Raw genomic sequence first — 19,201 nt, forward strand, 5'->3', positions numbered from 1 at the left:
GCCTTTGACTTTATGTTTAACCAAATAATCCATCCCCAGCCCTTCCTTTAAGAAAGGAAGGTAGCTAAACCTTTCAGCTATTAAAACTACATGCTAAGCTAAAAGTGGCCTTTTAGATATCAGGTTATAGGTTTTAAGTTTTAAATTATAAATTGTAGACGTTAAAAAGCCCAGTCAATGATATCGCCTAACAGACAAATATCAGATACTGGGCTTTTTAAGACTCTCAAAACTAACTATGTAAACATCTAGAGGCTAGTACTTGCTAGGTGTTAGTTAATGTATGAGCGATGCTTATTTTTGAATCCACTGACGGATCTTTTCACGCTCATCTGGAGAAGCTTGTAACCAAATTTGCATAAACTGATCTAGAGTATCTGCATTTTGAGATACGGTCACGGTACGAGTCGCAGCAGCTGGCGTTGCAGCAACTGGTGCAATGGCTTGACTTGAACCAGACGTATTCACTGGTTGATTGGCGTTAATCGCTGCAATAGCACGCTGATTATCAGCTTGTGCATCGCTACTGCCGGTGAAGATTGAGCTGATGCTAGAGAATAAGCCACCTTCATCATTCGATCCGCCTGACGCTTGAGCAATGGTAGTATTGCCTTGCATAATCGCTAAAGTCGGTGCCTTAACATACTTTTTTGCTTCTTCGTACTTTTCAGGCTGACCTGGCATGGCTAAGCGATATGTCTGATTGTCTTTCATATCCGCTGTCACTGTGATATTTGCTGAACGCAAATAATCATGCTCATCACGACGAAGGTCATATAAACGATCATATTTGGCCGTAATCACATGTTGACCAGGCTGCAGGGTAAAGTTTTTCTTAATTGGCATGAAAGGACTAGAATTTACTGTCTTACCATTAATAGCCGTTACTTTAATATTATCATCGACCTGTAAAGTCACTTCCGCATGTGCCAATGTTAATGAGCAGGCACTTACCGCACCGATGGCAATTAATTTGTTAATTATTGTTTTGTATTGATTGTCTTGCATAATGAGGGCCTTAAATGTATAGAAATGTTTTGAAATATAACGTGTGACTTTAGTATACGTGATAGTTTTAGAAAAAACGAAATACTTTTGGATAAAATATGGTGTTTTTACACCCTTTATTATCTTACCTTTAATTTATGACACACCGTTTATTCATACTAAAATAAATGACGTTAATGATAAAAACATCAATTAACTAACCGTTGATTCATCAGTGAGTTATCGCATTGATTGAGGTGTTAACTAAAAATCTAGCGGTAAGTTATCTCGATAAGCGCTGTTCTCTTCAGATTTTGACAGCAAATCCTCTTGAGCTTCTTGATGAATATCCTCAAGCTCTGCCATTAGCGTATGCTCATCAATCATCTCCAATGCCTGATTGATAACAGACTTAGAAATATGAGCGCGATTTAAATTAGAAAACATCGGCTGAATCACATTTAGAATATCGAGCATACCGCCAATACGGTGCGGACCTTCTTGCAGCAAATGCTCGGTAATGCGTGAATCAAACTGCCAACCACGACGGCGCATCACTGATTCAAGCATGGCTTTACGATCAGCGATATTATGCCCTTCAGGCACTCTAAACGCAGGTGATTGGATTAAACGGGTCAATAAGTCAGGAAGCTCAAAGGGTAACTCTGTGGCTGGTGTCTTAGCAGCAAAAATCAGCTGGCCCTGCCCTTCTCGGCTACGATTGATTAAATGGAAGATGGCTTCTTGCCAAGCTCGGCTGTGACGAATGACTTCTAAATCATCAATGGCGACTAAATCAAAGCTTTCTAAGGCAGCAAGCACCCCCACATCAGTATGCACCAGCTCTTTTAAAGACAGGTTAATCGCTGTCTTATCCATCTCTCGATAGGACTCGCAAATGGCTGATAGTAGATGTGTTTTACCGGTTGCCGCACTGCCATAGATATACATTTGACCAATTAAGCCAACGTGCAGTTGCCGAATAGCATCTATAATAGTCGACCAACCCGGCCCAGAGAAATCACTCAGGCTGGCGTCTGTCCTTACTTCTAGATTTAAACTTAATTGATTTGTCATCAGGCTAGTATCTCGGCTCGATATAACTTTATAACGCTTATTTATACCACAAATTTGTTAACAATAATATGGCATTACTGGCTAGCATAACAGGTTGTACCACTCAAAGTTGTAATCTTTAAATCAGTTACGATCCAAACACAGAGGCTACAAGGTTCGTCAATTGAATTGATTAACTATTTAAACAGCTGATACTGCTTACGCCCTTTGTAAAAGTTAGTCTGAGTATAAGCAGCGTAAGCATGATTAAATAACACATTTAAAATTGCCGATACAGGTAATGCGATTAACATACCCACAAAGCCCATCAACCCTGCGCCTGCTAATACAGCAAAGATAACCCAAAGTGGTGATAGCCCTATTTTATCGCCTAATAGCAGTGGCTGTAAGACATATCCTTCGACAGCTTGCCCCACTACAAAGGCACCCACAATTAAACCTATTTTTACCCAGTCCACGCCAAATTGGAAGAAGCCTGCAATGATAGCAGCGATAAAGCCAATGCCAAATCCTAAATAAGGTACAAAGCTTGCGACACCCGCAACCATACCAATAATCAAACCAAGCTCTAAACCAATTAACTGCAACTGAACCGCATAGACCACGCCCAGCAAAATCATCACTAATAGTTGTCCTTTGACAAAGGCCATTAGTGCCTCATCACAATCGTGGGTGATTTCGATGATTTTATCTTTACTACCAGCAGGTAATGCTTCACGCCATGTCTTAATACGCTCATCCCAGTTAAACAAGAAATAAAACATTAAAATAGGCACTAAAACAACCAAGCCTGCATTGTTGATAACCATCATGCCAGAGCTAAGCACCTGTTGCACAAAAGACTGTGCATCTTCAACATTGTAGTTCTTATTCAGATACTCAATGAAGGTGTTCGACACAACTTGCGTGTCTAACGCAGGTAAATTAAATTGACTAAAGCCATTTATCCAAGTACGAAAATCTTCGTTATACCACTGCACCATTCGAGGCATATACTCTATAGCTGCTTGTATTTGATGCCAAAGCGTCGGCAATAACCACCACAGCAGGATACCAAATCCAAGAATAAGCGCCGCATAGACGAATATGATAGCCAGCCATCGTGGCATAATTCGCGACATTTTAGTCACAATAGGATTAAACAAATATGCCAAAATAAAGGCAGAGAAAAACGGCACAATAACAGGTATTAATAAATACAGTATATAAAGTGCAATTATAATGGCTACCACGATGGCCAAGCGTTTAAAAAATGGATCGACTCGTGCTACCTGCATACGTACCCTCTTGCTGTATTTATTAGGATTAATCTGGTTAGAATGGTTTTATAAGGTTTTAATTACTTTAAGCTTAAAGCGATTTTTGTTAATCGTAGCATCAATTTAAATGAAGCTTATATTGTGCTCAATATCGCATCCGCTAAAGATAACGCAAAGCTTGAAAATAATCAGTATGTTTTTTGCTTCTATTATCGATACTAATATAAGCCATCAGTATAAATAATCAATTTAAAAATTGATAACTGCAAGATACAGATATATACGAATAAATAGCGCATAAATTTTGCGAGCCCCGTGTTTTTGCGTATAATGCAAACAGCAAAATACACAACCTAACACGGCCAGATATTTCGTGCATTTTGATGGGTTTGATTTGATACGTTTTAAAAGCTTATCTTGACTTAAACTCTATCTGTATATCTAATACTAGGCCCTAATTAGTTTTTTGTATTTAACTACTATTTCACACATTCGCTTATAAGGTCTGCTGCTACCATGAGCCATCCAAATATCCCTAACACACCTGCTAACAACTCATCACAATCAACTTCTTTAAGCTATAAAGATGCTGGCGTCGATATCGATGCAGGTGATGCCCTTGTACAACGCATTAAGTCTGTCGCTAAAGCCACTACTCGTCCAGAAGTTGTGGGCGGCTTAGGCGGCTTCGGTGCATTATGCCGTATCCCTAAAGGCTATGAATCTCCTTTATTGGTTTCAGGCACAGATGGTGTCGGTACTAAGCTTAAGCTTGCGCTACAGCTAGATCGTCATGACACCATTGGTATTGACTTAGTCGCTATGTGCGTCAATGACCTATTGGTATGTGGTGCTGAGCCTTTATTCTTCTTAGACTATTACGCCACAGGTAAGCTTGATGTAGACACTGCAGCATCAGTGGTCACTGGTATCGGTGAAGGCTGTAAACAGTCTAACTGTGCGTTAATCGGCGGTGAAACGGCTGAAATGCCAGGCATGTATCAAGACGAAGACTATGACTTAGCTGGATTCTGTGTCGGTGTGGTTGAAGAGTCTGAAGTCATTACTGGTGACAATGTTGCTGCTGGTGATGTCTTGGTTGGTATCAAATCAAGTGGCGCACACTCAAACGGCTACTCATTAATTCGTAAAGTAATTGAAGTCAGCGGTGTTGATATCGCCAATTCTGATGAAACCTTAGATGGCAAACCTATTGCAGATGCGCTGATGGCACCCACTAAGATTTATGTCAAATCGATTCAAGCACTACAAAAACAACTAGGCAACATTAAGTTACATGCCATGTCACACATTACTGGCGGCGGCTTTACTGAAAACCTACCTCGCGTCTTACCAGACAACTTAGCCGCTAAAATTGACACCAATAGCTGGCAGATGCCTGAGCTATTTAGCTGGTTACAAAAGCACGGCAATATTGAGCAATCAGAAATGTACCGCACCTTTAACTGTGGTGTTGGCTTTGTGGTCGTCCTGCCTGCTGAAGTGGCAGATCAAGCAGTGACTATCTTAAATGATGCCGGTGAAGACGCCTTTAAACTAGGTGAAATCATTAACCGTACTGATGATGCTGTGGTGTATGCCTAATATGTCAGATTCTTATCAAGACTCAAAACCGCTTAAAGTTGCTGTATTGGTCTCAGGCAGTGGCAGCAATCTGCAAGTTCTGATTGATGCCATGAAGGCCGGTAGTTTGCCTATTGAGATTGTGGGTGTGATTAGCAATGTCAAAGAGGCATATGCGGTAACACGTGCTGAGCAAGCAGATATCCCTGTGACTGTGCTGTCGCATATCACAGAAGGTGAGAATGCTGGCAAGCGCATGGGGATTAAGACCTTTGAACGTCATGCTACTGCTCAGCTAAACAGTTGGCAGCCGGATCTGATTGTATTGGCCGGCTTTATGCGGGTGTTAAGTGCTGACTTCATTGATGGCGCCCCTGCCCCAATGATTAACCTGCATCCGTCACTATTGCCTAAATACAAAGGGCTAGACACCCATGAGCGTGTCCTTGCATCTGATGACACCCATCATGGCTGCAGCGTGCATGTGGTCACCGCTGAGCTTGATGCCGGTCAAGTATTAACGCAAGCATTATTAGCCATTGATAAGCAAAACAGCCCTGAACAGTTGCAAAAGCGGGTGCAAAAGCTTGAACATAAAATACTGCCTTGGACCATCTTATTGATTACCAAAGGCGTGCTTGATATTGAAGCTATTAATGCACAACAGCAGTCTAGTGAATACCTGCCTGCCTTACCGTTACAGCTATGGTTAGACAACTAATTTAAGCTGTTTAGTAAAACCTATAGTTATAACTGTAAAAAGCCCAAGTCACTGACTTGGGCTTTTTTGCTATTAAAATAATTAATTAAGATTCAAAGTAAAGAATTGGCTGATTTTAAGACTTAGCGGTCATTAACTTAATCCCGAGTCCAATAAAGACCACACCACTGATTTTGTTTAATAGACTCTCAATAGTTGGGTTTTCTCGTAGCTTCTGACTAAATACCGAAGCCAATAATACCAGCATTAGACACCATATTAGGCTGGTTGCTGCAAAGGTTAAACCCAATACTAGCAACGACAGCATACCATTTGAATAGCCGGTATTAATAAACTGAGGGAAAAATGCTAAGAAGAATAAGGCAACTTTTGGGTTAAAAACGTTGGTCAATATGCCCTGCTTGTATATCTGAGCGTGGCTTAGGTTATTATTGATGTTGTCACGAGTACTGATACCTTCTTCTAAAAAGCCATCTTTTAAAGCGCTGTTCGCTAAACTGTTAGATACCAGTTTAGTTTGTTTGGTCATCAACATTTTGACGCCTAGATAACATAAATATAGCGCACCAACAGTCTTAACCATCGTAAATGCCAGAGGATAAGTAGACAGTAATACTGACAAACCTAATGCTGCTAACAAGGTATGGACTAAAATACCCGATATGATGCCCAAGGCTGAAAATACACCCGCCTCTTTGCCTTGCGCAATACTACGCATAATAATATAGACCGTGTCGGTGCCTGGTGTCAGATTTAATAAAATACAGGCAGCAATAAACCCGAAGTAGTTTTCGATACCAAACATCCCTGTCTCCTGTATTTTATATTAAGTTAGATATTGAGTTAGTAAGCTATTAAGTCAGTTAACTAATAAGTAAGTTAGGTATTAGTTAGTCAGCTAGCTTTGAATCGCTGCAAATATTTGCTTTTTTAGATTCAGATAGTCTTGGCTATCTAAAAAGCCCTCGCATTTAGGGATGCTAAATGTCTGCGTAAACTCCGCCGGTGAACCCTTTAGCACATATAGCTGATCAGATAAATATATCGCCTCATCAATATCATGGGTAATAATAAGACAGGTCAGCTCAAGCCGCTTTTGTAGCTTACTAAACCAGTGATACATCTCATCTTTAGTCACAAAGTCTAGTGCAGAGAACGGCTCATCAAGCAGCATAATTGGATTATCACTCAGATAAGTGCGCAATAATGCGGCACGTTGACGCTGCCCGCCAGAGAGCATCTGTGGATATTGATGCTCAAGCCCTTCTAAACCAAAACTTGCCAGCTGAGGGTTAATAATATCCGCAATCTTTGCCTTGCTATAACCCTTAAGCGTTAGCGGCAATGCAATATTGTCATATACGCTTTTGAACGGCAATAGCAAATCTTTTTGCAGCATATAACCGACGGTGCCGGCTTCACCTGTGGTCTCTTTGCCATTAATAAACACTTTGCCGCTACTGGGCACGAGAAGACCAGCGGCGATATTAAATAAAGTGGTCTTACCCACGCCACTGGCACCCACAATACTGACCACGTCATTTTTGGACACCGACATACTTAGATTATCAAAGATCGGCTGCTGCCCAAACGCATGGCTAATATTATCGAGCACCAGGACGTCATTCATAGTCATACCTTCATTTGCGTTACTAATACATCTACGTTATTAAATATGAGTTACTGAAAATGAGTTACTAAATATAAATTACAAATAATCATTACTCACGCCAGCTTGAGGCGGTAATGGCTCTTCTAATAATCCATTTTTGTAAACCCAGTCATAAAAACTATCCCAGCGATTATAATCAAACTTACCCCAATCGCCCTCTTCGTCTAGATACTGAGTTGAGATATATTTTTGGCTAGCAAGTGCAAGCTCTGCGTTGGTTTCAGGTGCATGTTTAACTAAGATTTCAGCACTTTCTTCAGGATTATTCGCGGCATAAATATAGCCTTTTTTCATCGCAGCCAATGCCTTTTTCACCATTTCTGGCTTGGTTTCTAACAGCTCATTATTGGTAATGATGACCGGTGCATAATAGTCAAACTGCGGCTCATAATCTCTTAGGAAGAAGAAGTTAGTGTCAATATCTTGAAGCTCAGCATGAATGCCATCCCAACCATAATAGGCTAAGATATAGTCAAACTGATTCATACGTAAAGCAACCGTTGCATCAGTGGCCTCACCTGGAATCTTAACCAAATTATCACCGACCAAATGTGACACAGTAGCATCATCAATGGGATCTTCCCAAGTTGAATAACGCTTACCATTGAGATCTTTAGGTGACTGTGCGCCCAATGACTTTAATGACAATAGACCTGCTGGGTTGTGTTGTAATATGGCAGCCACAGCGGTAATGGGCATACCTTTTGCCAGTCTTGAAGTCATGTTCGACTGAAAGTAGATACCAAAGTCTGCTCTATTATTAGCAACCAAGGTTGAGGCACTGTCTTCACTAGGCTGAACAATTTTTACCGCAAGTCCCTCTTCTTCAAAGTAGCCTTTGTCATCAGCGACATAAATGCCGGTATGATTGGTATTGGGCACCCAGTCTAATGAGATAACAATCTCGGTCAGCTCTTTATCAGTGCCGCCCTTGGCATCCGCGTCTTGTTTCGGCTGACAAGCAGTCAATAGAACTAACGCAGCCACTGATAGAATTAATATGATGGTTTGTACTCGGCTTAAATTCGCCGTATTGGTTCGAATAAATGACACAATAAATCCTTTTTAAAATTCTTAGTAAATAAATTATAAGTAAATAAATTATAAGTAATGATGCTTTAATACTTTTTTCTCTAACCACTTGACCAAGCCAATGAGTAAAATAGTCAAAAAGCTAATCAAAAAAATAACCGCGAACATGCTGTCCAAATCATAAGACTTACGCACTCGAGTCATATACACCCCTAACCCATGATAACCGCCAAGCCACTCTGCAATCACCGCAGAAATAAGGGCATATGACAGCGCTACTTTTAAACCTGTAAAAAAAGAGCCCATGGCGGATGGTATCTTCAGATGACGATATAACTGATATTTAGACGCCTTCATCGATTTAAATAGGTTCAGATGCTCACGGCTTACGGATTGATAACCATCAATTAAGGCAATGGTAATCGGAAAAAAAACCGCCAATATGACTAGCACCACTTTTGGGGTAATACCATAACCCAACCAAATGATAAGCAGTGGCGCAATGGCAATGGTCGGTATGGTTTGGTTAAGCAGGATAACAGGATAGATCAGCTCTTTGACCGTTTTTGACAAATCCATGCAGATAGAAAGCACAAAGCTTATCAGCAGCCCTATGGTTGTTCCAATCACTGCAGTTGCTAAGGTATATTTAGAATGCTGCATCAGCAGTGGAAAATCTTCAATAAAGGCTTGCACAATCTGTAATGGTGACGGCAATAAATAGTCAGGGATCAACCCAAACTGAACGCACAGCTGCCATATCAGCAATATCATAATCACTAAGATATGGCTTTTAAATAGATTAATGGCTTGCCTGCCCGTTTGGCGACCTTTATCGTTCACTGTCATTGTCAATATTCTCGGTGCTGCTTTGGGTAATGGATAAAGTGATAACGTAATGCCTAGTGTTTAGAATTTCACAACAAATACTATATAAAGCCTAAATTCTACACATAGCATACTATTCATTGCGATTCTAACAAAATTATTGATTCTATGGCGCATTTATATCACGATGCGGCTGTATATGACTAATTCATTACTATTAACTTTACTATTAATTCGACACTATTAACCCTAATAATACTTGTAACCCTAAGTGAGTTGGCTGCTACAGAGTCAGTAAATTTTACCCATATAAAAAGAGCCCTTGGCATCATATACCAAGGGCTCTTTTTTTTGTTTAAAGCTTAAAGTTAACGGTTATACCGGTGATTTGTTAATCACAAATAGAGACTTCTCATTAACGAACTCTTTCATACCTGAGCCGCCATGCTCACGTCCATAACCTGAGTTTTTAACACCGCCAAATGGTAAGCCAGGATTAACGAGACCATAACCGTTGATGTTCACCATACCAGTGTCAAAGTAAGTCTTAGCCAATTCGATTGCTTTGTCTTCATCTTTAGTGAAGATACCGCCGCCTAAACCATAACGGCTGTCATTGGCAATGCGCATGGCATCATCCGTATCTTTGGCGCGGATTAAGGCCACTGCTGGTCCAAATAGCTCGTCGTCATAGGCAGGCTGACCTGGTTTAACATCTTCCAAAATCACTGGCGGGAAGAAGTTACCTTTCGAACCTTCTGGTACTTGACCACAAACTGTCTTTTTAGCGCCTTTATCGACACTTTCTTGTACTTGCTTCTCGATGGTCTCAACTTGCTGCTTCATCGATAATGGACCAAGGTCGGTTGCTTCATCCATTGGGTCACCGATTTTGTAACCTTCAAACTCTTTGATAAGTTTTTCACGGAATTCATCATAAACGCTATCAACAACCACAAAGCGCTTAGCAGCAACACAAGTCTCACCATTGTTATAAAGGCGAGCATACGCGCAAGTTTTAACAGCTAAGTCTAGATCAGCATCATCTAATACCAAGAAGGCATCGTTAGAGCCAAGCTCCATCACTGTTTTCTTAAGCACGCTTGCTGCTTGCTGTGCAACCGTTGCACCGGCTTTATCACTACCAGTTAAGGTCACACCGCGCACATAATCGTTATAGATAACCTGTTCAGATTGATCATGGCTAATCACCAAGGTGCGGAACAGCTCATTTGGCAAATCAGAATCATGTAAGATTTTTTCAATCAATAAGCCTGAGCCTGTTACATTAGACGCGTGCTTTAACAAGATAGCATTACCAGCCATTAGGTTAGCAATAGTGTAACGAATCACTTGATAAGCTGGATAGTTCCAAGGCTGGATACCATAGATAATACCCATAGGCTGATAGGTAACGATACCTTTATCCATGCCTTCGATTTCACGCACATCATCTGCTAAATCTTTAGGGCCATTCGCAGCGGTAAAATCACAAATTGCTTTACAAAGATCAACTTCTTGCAAGCTTTGCTGATAAGTCTTACCACGCTCAGTGGTCATCATCTTCGCCAGTTCTTCTTTGTGCTTAATCAGCGAGTCACCAATAGAGTTAATGATTTTTGCACGCTCATCCAGTGATTTTAAGCGCCAGTCTAAAAAAGCATTGTGTGATGCTTCTAGAATGTCATTAACCTCTTTATCACTCATATAATCATATGATTGTAGGTCTTCGCCTGTATAAGGGTTTACGGTAGTAATATCCGCCATAATAATATTCCTTTTTTATAATTCGATGTGTTTATTAGATTGGAGCAATGGCATCTTTCTAATTGTCTTGTCTATCTAGCTTTGCCAATCTAGCTTTCTGTTTATTGCCGTTGCTCACTGTTTGCTGTTAGCACTTGATTTACTTAATTAGCATAGCAGTGATAGTAGGACGACTCATTATTAACATGTTAAAAACTGTCAGTACTATGTTAATAACCGCCCGATTCATTAATGTTGTGTAAGTGGTTCAATCGCAGCTAATAAGTGACTGTATATAGGTTTAACCAGTACGCCCTCTTATTCACTGTATTTAGGCTTATTAGATGTAGTCTCATTAGCTGTTAAACACTTTTTATTGTCTATTTTATTTTCTAAAAATTTTAAAGTTAAAAGCCTGAATGCACGACTTATAGACCCAATACAACTACTAAACCAAACGTAAAAAAGCCAGTCACAGGGGACTGGCTTTAAAATAAGCGCTAAATAACGCGAGATTAATGACTAACAACAGTCTGTTAAAACAAATGACTCATGGTCGGTGTCTCGTTTTCATCTTGCTGCTCATCAGCGACCACTTGACGTGCCACATGCATAATTAACTGACGTAGCCATCTATGTGCCGGATGATGTTGTAATAAAGGTGACCAGGCCATGGTAAGCTCAAATTCTGGAATGAAAAATGGCGGCTCTTTTAACACAATACTGTCATTGTTGGCCTGCATTCTTGCGACACGCGTCGGCAAAGTTGCAATCAAATCTTTGTTGGCTGCCAGCATCGCAGGCATCTGATAATGACGGGTAAAGACGCTGATTTGTCGCTTTTGACCCAAACGCTGTAAGGCTTGGTCAATGGACCCTAGACCGCCCGACTTATCTGGGTTTACCCCAAAGCCAACGCCCATACCGGTTTTAGATACCCACACGTGCTGCGCTTTTAGATAATTCTTGAGGTTAAAGCGATGCGCGTAAGGACTATCAGCAGATAGCAAACAACTGAACGTATCACGCCATACCAATACCTGGTGAAAGCTTTGAGGAATCTCATTAAAGCGGTTAATCGCTAAGTCCACTCGCCCCTGCTCCATATCTCGATAAGACACGTCAGATGGGGTCAAAAAGTCCAAAATAACATTAGGTGCTTCTGAGCGCAGTGCTTTGACCAGACGCGGCACAAGCGTTGCCTCTGCATAATCTGAGGTCATGATACGGAACACACGAGAGGTACTATAAGGTCGAAACTCGGTACGTGGCTCTAGCAGCTGGGTTAACTCCGCTAAAATCTCACGCACTCTTGGTTGCAATTCTAACGCACGCTCTGTCGGCGTCATACCTTCTGAGGAACGCACTAATAATGGGTCATTAAATAGTTTGCGCAAACGGCGCAAGATATTACTCATTGCTGGCTGAGTGATACCTAATTGCTCTGCTGCGCGTGTCACGTTTTTTTCTCGTAATAACACATCTAAATTTACTAATAAATTTAAATCGACCCTCTGTAGATTCATAATACTCTCTGACTGTTATATATATTTATAGGTAGTTATTTTCGATGTTATAGGTATAGCTCAGCTGTCATCTCGCCTGTCATATTGGTGCTTATATTGATAAAAATTCTATGACTTACTATGACTTCTGATAGCTTATTTTTGCTTCTAATTCTGCTTTTAATACTGTTTCTAATCTTGCTTAAGCAGTCCTGTTTAGGGACTTGTTTTTGATCACGGTGTTTTAACTGTTAATTGCTTTAACGTGTGTTGATTCACACCATGCTGGCAGCGCTTAATCTGTTAACTGTTCCTCTATTTGAAGTCGTGTTTGTATTAAGCAAAAACAGTGTTTGTATCTCCCAAAACAGCGACATTCGCTACAAAATAGATTTAGGCACTAATATTGGGTCAAAAACTAGGATTTAAAACCGCCTCAAAGCCATACTCACATTGTACTATAATTTAAATAAATACCCAAGATAACCGTCATAAACTAGATAAATCTAATGAATATGGTTATAGTGATTGCAAGTGTTAAGGGCATAGTGGTGAATCACTATCAATTTATGATTGGTTTATTTGAACACCGAACACCTATTAGATTAAACCAACATAAAATGAAACATTTAGCAGTTATTATCCTAAAATAACGAGACAATCTATTGATTAGATATCTCTCGTATCCATGAGTTAAATAATGCTGAGTTAAATGAGGATTATACTTTTTTTCTACATTTAGCAGGCATTTATTTTACCCAACCCATCCTCAATCAAGGAGACAATTGATGTCAACTTATAAATCAGCTATTGACCATATCCGTGAAATCAAAGCAAAACATGGCAACTGGAATAACATCAGTGAAGCTGATGCTGCGCGTATGATGGTTCAAAACCGTTTCAAAACTGGTCTTGATATCGCTAAGTACACCGCTGCTATCATGCGTAAAGATATGGCCGAGTATGATGCCGACAACTCTAAGTACACTCAGTCTCTTGGTGCATGGCATGGCTTTATCGCCCAGCAAACAATGTACGCTAAGAAAAAATACTTCGGTACAACTTCAAAAACTTACATCTACCTATCTGGTTGGATGGTAGCTGCTCTACGTTCAGAGCTTGGTCCATTACCTGACCAATCAATGCACGAAAAAACTACTGTTCCTCAATTGATTGAAGAAATCTACACTTTCTTACGTCAAGCTGACGCTAAAGTATTAAACGACTACTTCCGTGAGCTTAACGCTGCTAAAGAAGCGGGTCAAGACACTTCAGCTATCGAAGAAAAAATCAACAACTTTGATTCACACGTTGTGCCAATTATCGCTGACATCGACGCAGGTTTCGGTAACGAAGAAGCAACTTACCTATTAACTAAAGCTATGATCGAAGCCGGTGCTTGTGCTATCCAGATCGAAAACCAAGTATCTGACGCGAAGCAGTGTGGTCACCAAGCTGGTAAAGTAACTGTACCACATGAAGACTTCATCTCTAAGCTAAACGCTATCCGTTATGCATTCTTAGAGCTAGGCGTTGACGACGGTGTTATCGTTGCCCGTACTGACTCTGAAGGTGCATCACTAACTCAGAAAATCCCAGTATCTGAAAAACCAGGTGACTTAGCTTCTAAATACATCGACTTCATCGACGTTGAAGAAATCGACATCGCTGATGCGAAAGAAAACGACGTACTATTAAAGCGTGACGGTAAACTAGTTCGTCCAGTTCGTCTAGCTAACGGTTTATATCAGTTCCGTGAAGAAACTAACATCGACCGTGTTGTTCTTGACTGTGTAACTGCTCTAGAAAACGGTGCTGACCTTCTATGGATCGAAACACCAACGCCAGACGTCGCTCACATCAAATCAATGGTTGACCGTATTAAAGAGCAACGCCCAGAAGCGAAGCTAGTATACAATAACAGCCCATCGTTCAACTGGACTCTAAACTTCCGTAAGCAAGTTATCGCTAAGTGGGAAGAAGAAGGTAAAGATATCTCAGCATACGACAAGAACAACTTGATGAGTGCTGACTATGACGGTACTGAGCTTGACGCTGCTGCTGACTTAGCTGCTAAGAACTTCCAGAAAGATGCGTCACGTGAAGCAGGTGTATTCCATCACCTAATCACTCTACCTACTTACCACACTACAGCTCTTAGCGTTCACGAACTTGCTAAAGGCTACTTCGGTGAAGACGGTATGCTTGCTTATGCAGCTGGCGTACAACGTAAAGAAATCCGTGAAGGTATCTCTTGCGTTAAGCACCAAGCAATGGCTGGTTCAGACTTAGGTGACGATCACAAAGAAATCTTCTCTGGTGATAACGCACTTAAAGCTGGCGGTGAGAAAAACACAATGAACCAGTTCTAAGAACGCTTTATAAAAGATTCTTAGTTCATCATTGAACAAAAAGTCGCTCTAACTTCGGTTAGGGCGACTTTTTTTATGTTTGGATATTTAATTTATAGTATTTTCATCTAAATGAAATAACATTTATATTAATTATTCAGTATGTTTTATTATTTTTTAAAGAGAGATTTTTTGAAGCAAGAGTTTCTGGATAAGGCATTTTTTGATATTTATTTTAATTATTCATTGTCATTGACGTAATAACCGGATACTGTCATCAATATGTCATTTTAATCTGCTTGTTATTGAGAGCCACTTATCCTAGGATATTGCTTAACGGCATCACCTCTTTTTTATTATTTATTAAATTATTTTCAATAACAATAAAAACCTGTTCCCTAACCCCTATCAAAGATCCAAGGAAGCTCTATGCAAGAGATAGAACTGAAGTTTTTAGTACCTCAATACAAAATTGACGCCCTGATGCGTCAGGCAAAAATAAAATCCTCTGTCACTTCTCAGTTAGCGGCTCATTATTTTGACACCCCTACTAATGCATTGGCCAGTGCAGGCATGGCATTGCGTATTCGTAAAGAAGGTGACACTTGGGTACAAACCTTAAAATCAAGTGGCGATGGCATGGCCTCACGTGGTGAACAAAATAACACCTTAGATGAAGAGCAGATTGCCACCGCATTAGAACAAGACAATCTTTATCCTGATTTATCCTTATATGATGATGCAAAAACATCAAAAGCCATTAATCAATTGACCGCCAATCAAGCAGGCGATCAACAAACGATATTAACCCGTCAATATGTGACCGATGTTGAACGCACCACTCGATTAATTAAAAGAGACAATAATGTCATCGAAATGGCTTATGACGAAGGTAAAGTGGTCCATGGCGAAGACAGCCAAATCACACAGCCGATTCATGAAATAGAATTTGAATTGGTCGAAGGCGAAGTCAGTTATCTATTTGAAATTGCCAAAACCTGGTGTAAGCGTTATCAGCTGTGTATATCGACTGTGACTAAAGCTGAGCGCGGCGGATTATTATTAGAAGATAAACTGTTTGCTGACGCCACAAAAGCAGATTTAAAACAACTGTCTGTACATAGCAAAATGAGCAAGCCACAGTTTATGCGCGCCGTTATACATAACTGCATGATTCAGATTCTACCCAATGCCAGCGCTATTGCTGCCGGTAGTGACGATGGCAATCATGTACATCAGTTGCGTGTCGGGCTGCGTCGTCTACGTACTGCGTTAAAGTTCTTTGATGGGTTCTCATCAGATATTAATCCTGAATGGTTACCTATCTTAAAGCAGACCTTTAGTCTATTGGGTGATTTTCGTGATAGAGAGCTGCTACAGACTAAAACCCAGCCTATGCTAGAGTCAGTTGGCGGACCTTTTGTAGATTGGTCTGATGAGCGTGACAATCTGGCAGTGATGCCGATTGATGCAGTACGTGCTAATGACTTTCAGCTAACCTTACTAGAGCTGATTGAATACACCATGAGTAGTGCCAAGCAAGATCAAGTCAGCCGTAAATCTTCAGCGAAAGAAGCCACTACTGCTATCTTAAACAAGTTATATAACAAGATTAGCAAAGCCAGTGATCACTTTGCCGATTTGAGCATTGATGAGCAACATGATGTGCGTAAGCGTCTTAAAAGCTTACGCTATGTGTCTGAATTTGTGCGCCCTATGTACAAAAAGAAAAAGACCAAAGCCTTCTTAAAGTATTTAGAACCTGCACAAGAAGTATTGGGTGAATATAATGACAACATCGTGGGGCACCTATTTTATGCTGAAAAGACCAACAAAGATGCCAATGCTTGGTTTGCCGTGGGTTATTTTAGCGCAAAAGAAGTTTATGCCAGTCAGCAGTGCGCTGAGTGTTTGAAACAAGTCAGAGATGCGCCAATATTTTGGTAGCCTCTAGCTTTGACAGCGGCTAGCTTTTACGAAATTCCTAGCTTTTAAAGAGCTTAGTTTTAGATAGCCTCTAGGAGTTATGGTTGTCGTCAGTCAATTGGCTGAGCGTTAAGCGCATTGGCTTAGGTAAAATCAAGGGTTGTATCTCGGGGCAAACGCCCTTATGATATCTGCAAATCATGTAAAACAGTAGATACCATGACAGCCCTTTTACCGACACGCGTTTCAATTTACGACTTCTTGTTCGAAGACACTCAGCCGATTGATGCCCTATTGGCAGATCAGGGCAATATCTCTTTGCCACAAGCACGCATATTAGTTGAAAATGGCATTCAAGCCATTATTAGCGGCTTGCTGGCATATCATCAAAACTATGGCGCTGATGCGGTATTAAAAAAACTGCTTAGCCGTAGTCAAATCAAAGAACTGCGTAAACACAATGCGTTTAACTTAGATACCATGCATACCGCAATGCAACACGGACAAAATGTCAGTGATGCCTTGTTTGAAAGCGTGGAAGTGCAAAAAGCGGTGTGTAAAAAGCTGGGTCAATTAACCGATCTTAGTGCTGGTCAAGTGCGTCCATTATTAGGGGCGCTGAGCATATTGTGCTTGCGCGAAATTGCTATCTTAGCTGACTTCGCTCAGCTCGATGCCAGTGAATTAGACACTTGGTTTAAACAGCAGCCTCAATTTTTGCATTTAGATCGTAAGATTGCCAATCTCACTTTAAATGAGAATATTTGTGATGCCAACGCGTTTAAGATGCCTACATTTGATATCAATTGGGGTCAACTAACCGGTTGTCACTTACCCAAAAGCAATAACGGCATCATGAGTGCTGAACAAATGCCACATTACGCCAAAGTCATCGGTCGCACCACCCAAACTACCAGTCAGACGCCTCAAACCACTGAAGATGGACAGCTGATTGTTGATAAAGCAGACAACAGCAATATTTTGACATTCTGTGCGATGGACAATATTGCACTGCCCTATCAACGCTGGATGCTACAACTGGCTAAAATATCAGATATTTATTTGAGCCGTAATCGCTTAAAAGTTGCGCCAGAACCTGCACAGCCACCTTCAAGACCCTTTGTTAGCTTTGGCTTCCTAGATAACAAAACTCCAGAAACCAATAATCATAGTGCAGCAGTGGTCACTGACCAAAACAAACCATTATGGAAAAACCCTGTGCTTATCTTATTGGTATTAGTGATTGGTGCACTGTCATTATTGGCTGTCGGTAAATATCAATACAAAAAATCCCATGCCGATCCAGCGGAACAAGCCACACAAAAACAGCCTGTAACCAAAAAACCAGACTCTCATTAAATGACTAATGCGAGTCTGGCTTTTATAGACAACGGTAATCCATTAAATTCTGATAATGCGTTAGATACCAAACACTACAGTTGATCAATGGCCATCTGAGTTAAGACGCGCCCACGTGCTGTTCTAAGCACATAACCTTGCTGAATTAAATAGGGCTCGATAACATCTTCTAACGTACCTCTATCCTCTGCCATAGCTGCAGCAATGGCTTCTACCCCTGCAGGACCGCCATCAAAGCGGGCATGAACCATCTCAATATAGCGTCTATCTAAATGGTCTAGACCACGTCTATCAACCGCAAGCATATCAAGCGCACTGTCTGCGATATCCCCTGTGACTTCACCATTAGATTTGACTTCCGCATAGTCGCGTACCCTGCGCAGCAAACGGTTTGCAATTCGAGGCGTACCGCGTGATCGACGAGCAACCTCTACCGCACCTTCTGGTGTCATTGTCACGTTCATCAATCTTGCTGAGCGGCTAACAATGGTCGTTAAATCTTCAATGTTATAAAACTCTAGACGCTGAACAATACCAAATCGATCTCTTAACGGAGACGTCAGTAAGCCGGCACGTGTCGTCGCTGCAACTAAGGTAAAAGGCGGTAAGTCCAATTTAATCGATCGTGCTGCAGGACCTTCGCCAATCATAATATCAAGCTGGAAGTCTTCCATCGCTGGATATAATATCTCTTCAATTACTGGGCTTAAACGGTGTATCTCATCAATGAATAGCACATCGCCTTCTTCTAAGTTGGTCAGCATGGCAGCTAAGTCACCGGCTCGCTCAAGAACAGGACCGGATGTTGAACGCAAGTTGCCACCCATTTCACGGGCAATAATATTAGCTAAAGTAGTCTTACCAAGACCTGGAGGACCAAAAATTAGGGTGTGGTCTAACGCTTCATTGCGACGTCTTGCTGCTTCGATGAACACTTCCATTTGCTCACGGACAACGGGCTGACCGATATAGTCTGCTAATGTACTGGGGCGAATATTACTGTCTACTACGTCATCAACTCGCTCTAGCGGGTTAATCAGTCTGTTTTCCATAATTAAATTATCTTATTTTCAGTGTTTATTTTTAGAATTAAGTATTTGAATGTGCTAAGCGTTAGCTTATAAAGGGTTATGCTTAATATATTGGCGCAAATA

General features: G+C 40.9%; 15 protein-coding genes. 5 read left to right on the forward strand and 10 right to left on the reverse strand.

Annotation, left to right across the window (positions count from 1 at the left end):
- Positions 1–294: 294 nt before the first annotated feature.
- From A6J60_RS01900 to A6J60_RS01910, 3 genes are all read right to left on the reverse strand, one after another.
- Positions 295–1,008, reverse strand: coding sequence for a DUF2057 family protein (locus A6J60_RS01900; protein ID WP_096064497.1), 714 nt, complete (start codon positions 1,006–1,008; stop codon positions 295–297).
- A gap of 243 nt (positions 1,009–1,251) precedes the next feature.
- Positions 1,252–2,064, reverse strand: a complete 813-nt coding sequence (locus tag A6J60_RS01905; protein WP_193778005.1) for a DnaA ATPase domain-containing protein — start codon at positions 2,062–2,064, stop codon at positions 1,252–1,254.
- 176 nt (positions 2,065–2,240) lie between these two features.
- Positions 2,241–3,341: an AI-2E family transporter gene (locus A6J60_RS01910; protein WP_096064499.1), complete on the reverse strand. Its 1,101-nt coding sequence runs from the start codon at positions 3,339–3,341 to the stop codon at positions 2,241–2,243.
- Positions 3,342–3,839: 498 nt separating this feature from the next.
- On the opposite strand from A6J60_RS01910, the gene purM reads away from it, so the two are divergent.
- Together purM and purN are read left to right on the forward strand one after the other, a co-directional pair.
- On the forward strand, positions 3,840–4,928 hold the full coding sequence (gene purM, locus A6J60_RS01915; RefSeq protein WP_096064500.1) for a phosphoribosylformylglycinamidine cyclo-ligase: 1,089 nt from the start codon (positions 3,840–3,842) through the stop codon (positions 4,926–4,928).
- Positions 4,921–5,628, forward strand: coding sequence for a phosphoribosylglycinamide formyltransferase (gene purN, locus A6J60_RS01920; RefSeq protein ID WP_096064501.1), 708 nt, complete (start codon positions 4,921–4,923; stop codon positions 5,626–5,628). The genes purM and purN overlap by 8 nt, the downstream gene beginning before the upstream one ends.
- Before the next feature lie 115 nt (positions 5,629–5,743).
- Here the strand turns inward: purN and A6J60_RS01925 are convergent, their stop codons facing one another.
- From A6J60_RS01925 to A6J60_RS01950, 6 genes are all read right to left on the reverse strand, one after another.
- Positions 5,744–6,433 carry a LysE family translocator gene (locus tag A6J60_RS01925; protein WP_096064502.1) on the reverse strand — a complete coding sequence of 230 codons (690 nt, stop codon included), beginning with the start codon at positions 6,431–6,433 and terminating at the stop codon, positions 5,744–5,746.
- A gap of 93 nt (positions 6,434–6,526) precedes the next feature.
- Entirely contained in the window at positions 6,527–7,258 is a 732-nt protein-coding gene (locus tag A6J60_RS01930) for an ABC transporter ATP-binding protein (protein ID WP_096064503.1), read from the reverse strand.
- A gap of 78 nt (positions 7,259–7,336) precedes the next feature.
- Complete coding sequence (locus tag A6J60_RS01935) at positions 7,337–8,353, reverse strand: ABC transporter substrate-binding protein (protein ID WP_227526029.1); 1,017 nt, start codon at positions 8,351–8,353, stop codon at positions 7,337–7,339.
- A gap of 48 nt (positions 8,354–8,401) precedes the next feature.
- The gene (locus A6J60_RS01940; RefSeq protein WP_413772373.1) at positions 8,402–9,106 is read right to left on the reverse strand and encodes an ABC transporter permease; all 705 of its coding nucleotides are present in this window, start codon (positions 9,104–9,106) and stop codon (positions 8,402–8,404) included.
- Between the two features lie 429 nt (positions 9,107–9,535).
- Positions 9,536–10,927 (reverse strand): NAD-dependent succinate-semialdehyde dehydrogenase, encoded by a 1,392-nt coding sequence (locus A6J60_RS01945; protein WP_096064505.1) that lies wholly within the window; start codon positions 10,925–10,927, stop codon positions 9,536–9,538.
- 515 nt (positions 10,928–11,442) lie between these two features.
- Entirely contained in the window at positions 11,443–12,432 is a 990-nt protein-coding gene (locus A6J60_RS01950; RefSeq protein ID WP_096064506.1) for a LysR family transcriptional regulator, read from the reverse strand.
- Between the two features lie 767 nt (positions 12,433–13,199).
- Here A6J60_RS01950 and A6J60_RS01955 point away from each other — a divergent pair.
- From A6J60_RS01955 to A6J60_RS01965, 3 genes are all read left to right on the forward strand, one after another.
- Entirely contained in the window at positions 13,200–14,783 is a 1,584-nt protein-coding gene (locus A6J60_RS01955) for an isocitrate lyase (RefSeq protein ID WP_096064507.1), read from the forward strand.
- 408 nt (positions 14,784–15,191) lie between these two features.
- Positions 15,192–16,709: a CYTH and CHAD domain-containing protein gene (locus tag A6J60_RS01960; RefSeq protein ID WP_096064508.1), complete on the forward strand. Its 1,518-nt coding sequence runs from the start codon at positions 15,192–15,194 to the stop codon at positions 16,707–16,709.
- Positions 16,710–16,907: 198 nt separating this feature from the next.
- Positions 16,908–18,047 (forward strand): hypothetical protein, encoded by a 1,140-nt coding sequence (locus A6J60_RS01965; RefSeq protein WP_096064509.1) that lies wholly within the window; start codon positions 16,908–16,910, stop codon positions 18,045–18,047.
- Positions 18,048–18,121: 74 nt separating this feature from the next.
- Here A6J60_RS01965 and ruvB read toward each other — a convergent pair whose 3' ends face one another.
- Positions 18,122–19,099 carry a Holliday junction branch migration DNA helicase RuvB gene (gene ruvB, locus A6J60_RS01970; protein WP_096064510.1) on the reverse strand — a complete coding sequence of 326 codons (978 nt, stop codon included), beginning with the start codon at positions 19,097–19,099 and terminating at the stop codon, positions 18,122–18,124.
- Positions 19,100–19,201: the final 102 nt, after the last annotated feature.

It is taken from the genome of Psychrobacter sp. FDAARGOS_221 (assembly GCF_002313155.2).
GTDB lineage: Bacteria > Pseudomonadota > Gammaproteobacteria > Pseudomonadales > Moraxellaceae > Psychrobacter.

What these genes read in the sequence shown, in the direction of transcription:
- A6J60_RS01900 (WP_096064497.1), bottom strand. Translation starts at nt 1,008, where the DNA reads ATGCAAGACAATCAATACAAAACAATAATTAACAAATTAATTGCCATC.
- A6J60_RS01905 (WP_193778005.1), bottom strand. Translation starts at nt 2,064, where the DNA reads ATGACAAATCAATTAAGTTTAAATCTAGAAGTAAGGACAGACGCCAGC.
- A6J60_RS01910 (WP_096064499.1), bottom strand. Translation starts at nt 3,341, where the DNA reads ATGCAGGTAGCACGAGTCGATCCATTTTTTAAACGCTTGGCCATCGTG.
- purM (WP_096064500.1), top strand. Translation starts at nt 3,840, where the DNA reads ATGAGCCATCCAAATATCCCTAACACACCTGCTAACAACTCATCACAA.
- purN (WP_096064501.1), top strand. Translation starts at nt 4,921, where the DNA reads ATGCCTAATATGTCAGATTCTTATCAAGACTCAAAACCGCTTAAAGTT.
- A6J60_RS01925 (WP_096064502.1), bottom strand. Translation starts at nt 6,433, where the DNA reads ATGTTTGGTATCGAAAACTACTTCGGGTTTATTGCTGCCTGTATTTTA.
- A6J60_RS01930 (WP_096064503.1), bottom strand. Translation starts at nt 7,258, where the DNA reads ATGAATGACGTCCTGGTGCTCGATAATATTAGCCATGCGTTTGGGCAG.
- A6J60_RS01940 (WP_413772373.1), bottom strand. Translation starts at nt 9,106, where the DNA reads ATGATATTGCTGATATGGCAGCTGTGCGTTCAGTTTGGGTTGATCCCT.
- A6J60_RS01945 (WP_096064505.1), bottom strand. Translation starts at nt 10,927, where the DNA reads ATGGCGGATATTACTACCGTAAACCCTTATACAGGCGAAGACCTACAA.
- A6J60_RS01950 (WP_096064506.1), bottom strand. Translation starts at nt 12,432, where the DNA reads ATGAATCTACAGAGGGTCGATTTAAATTTATTAGTAAATTTAGATGTG.
- A6J60_RS01955 (WP_096064507.1), top strand. Translation starts at nt 13,200, where the DNA reads ATGTCAACTTATAAATCAGCTATTGACCATATCCGTGAAATCAAAGCA.
- A6J60_RS01960 (WP_096064508.1), top strand. Translation starts at nt 15,192, where the DNA reads ATGCAAGAGATAGAACTGAAGTTTTTAGTACCTCAATACAAAATTGAC.
- A6J60_RS01965 (WP_096064509.1), top strand. Translation starts at nt 16,908, where the DNA reads ATGACAGCCCTTTTACCGACACGCGTTTCAATTTACGACTTCTTGTTC.
- ruvB (WP_096064510.1), bottom strand. Translation starts at nt 19,099, where the DNA reads ATGGAAAACAGACTGATTAACCCGCTAGAGCGAGTTGATGACGTAGTA.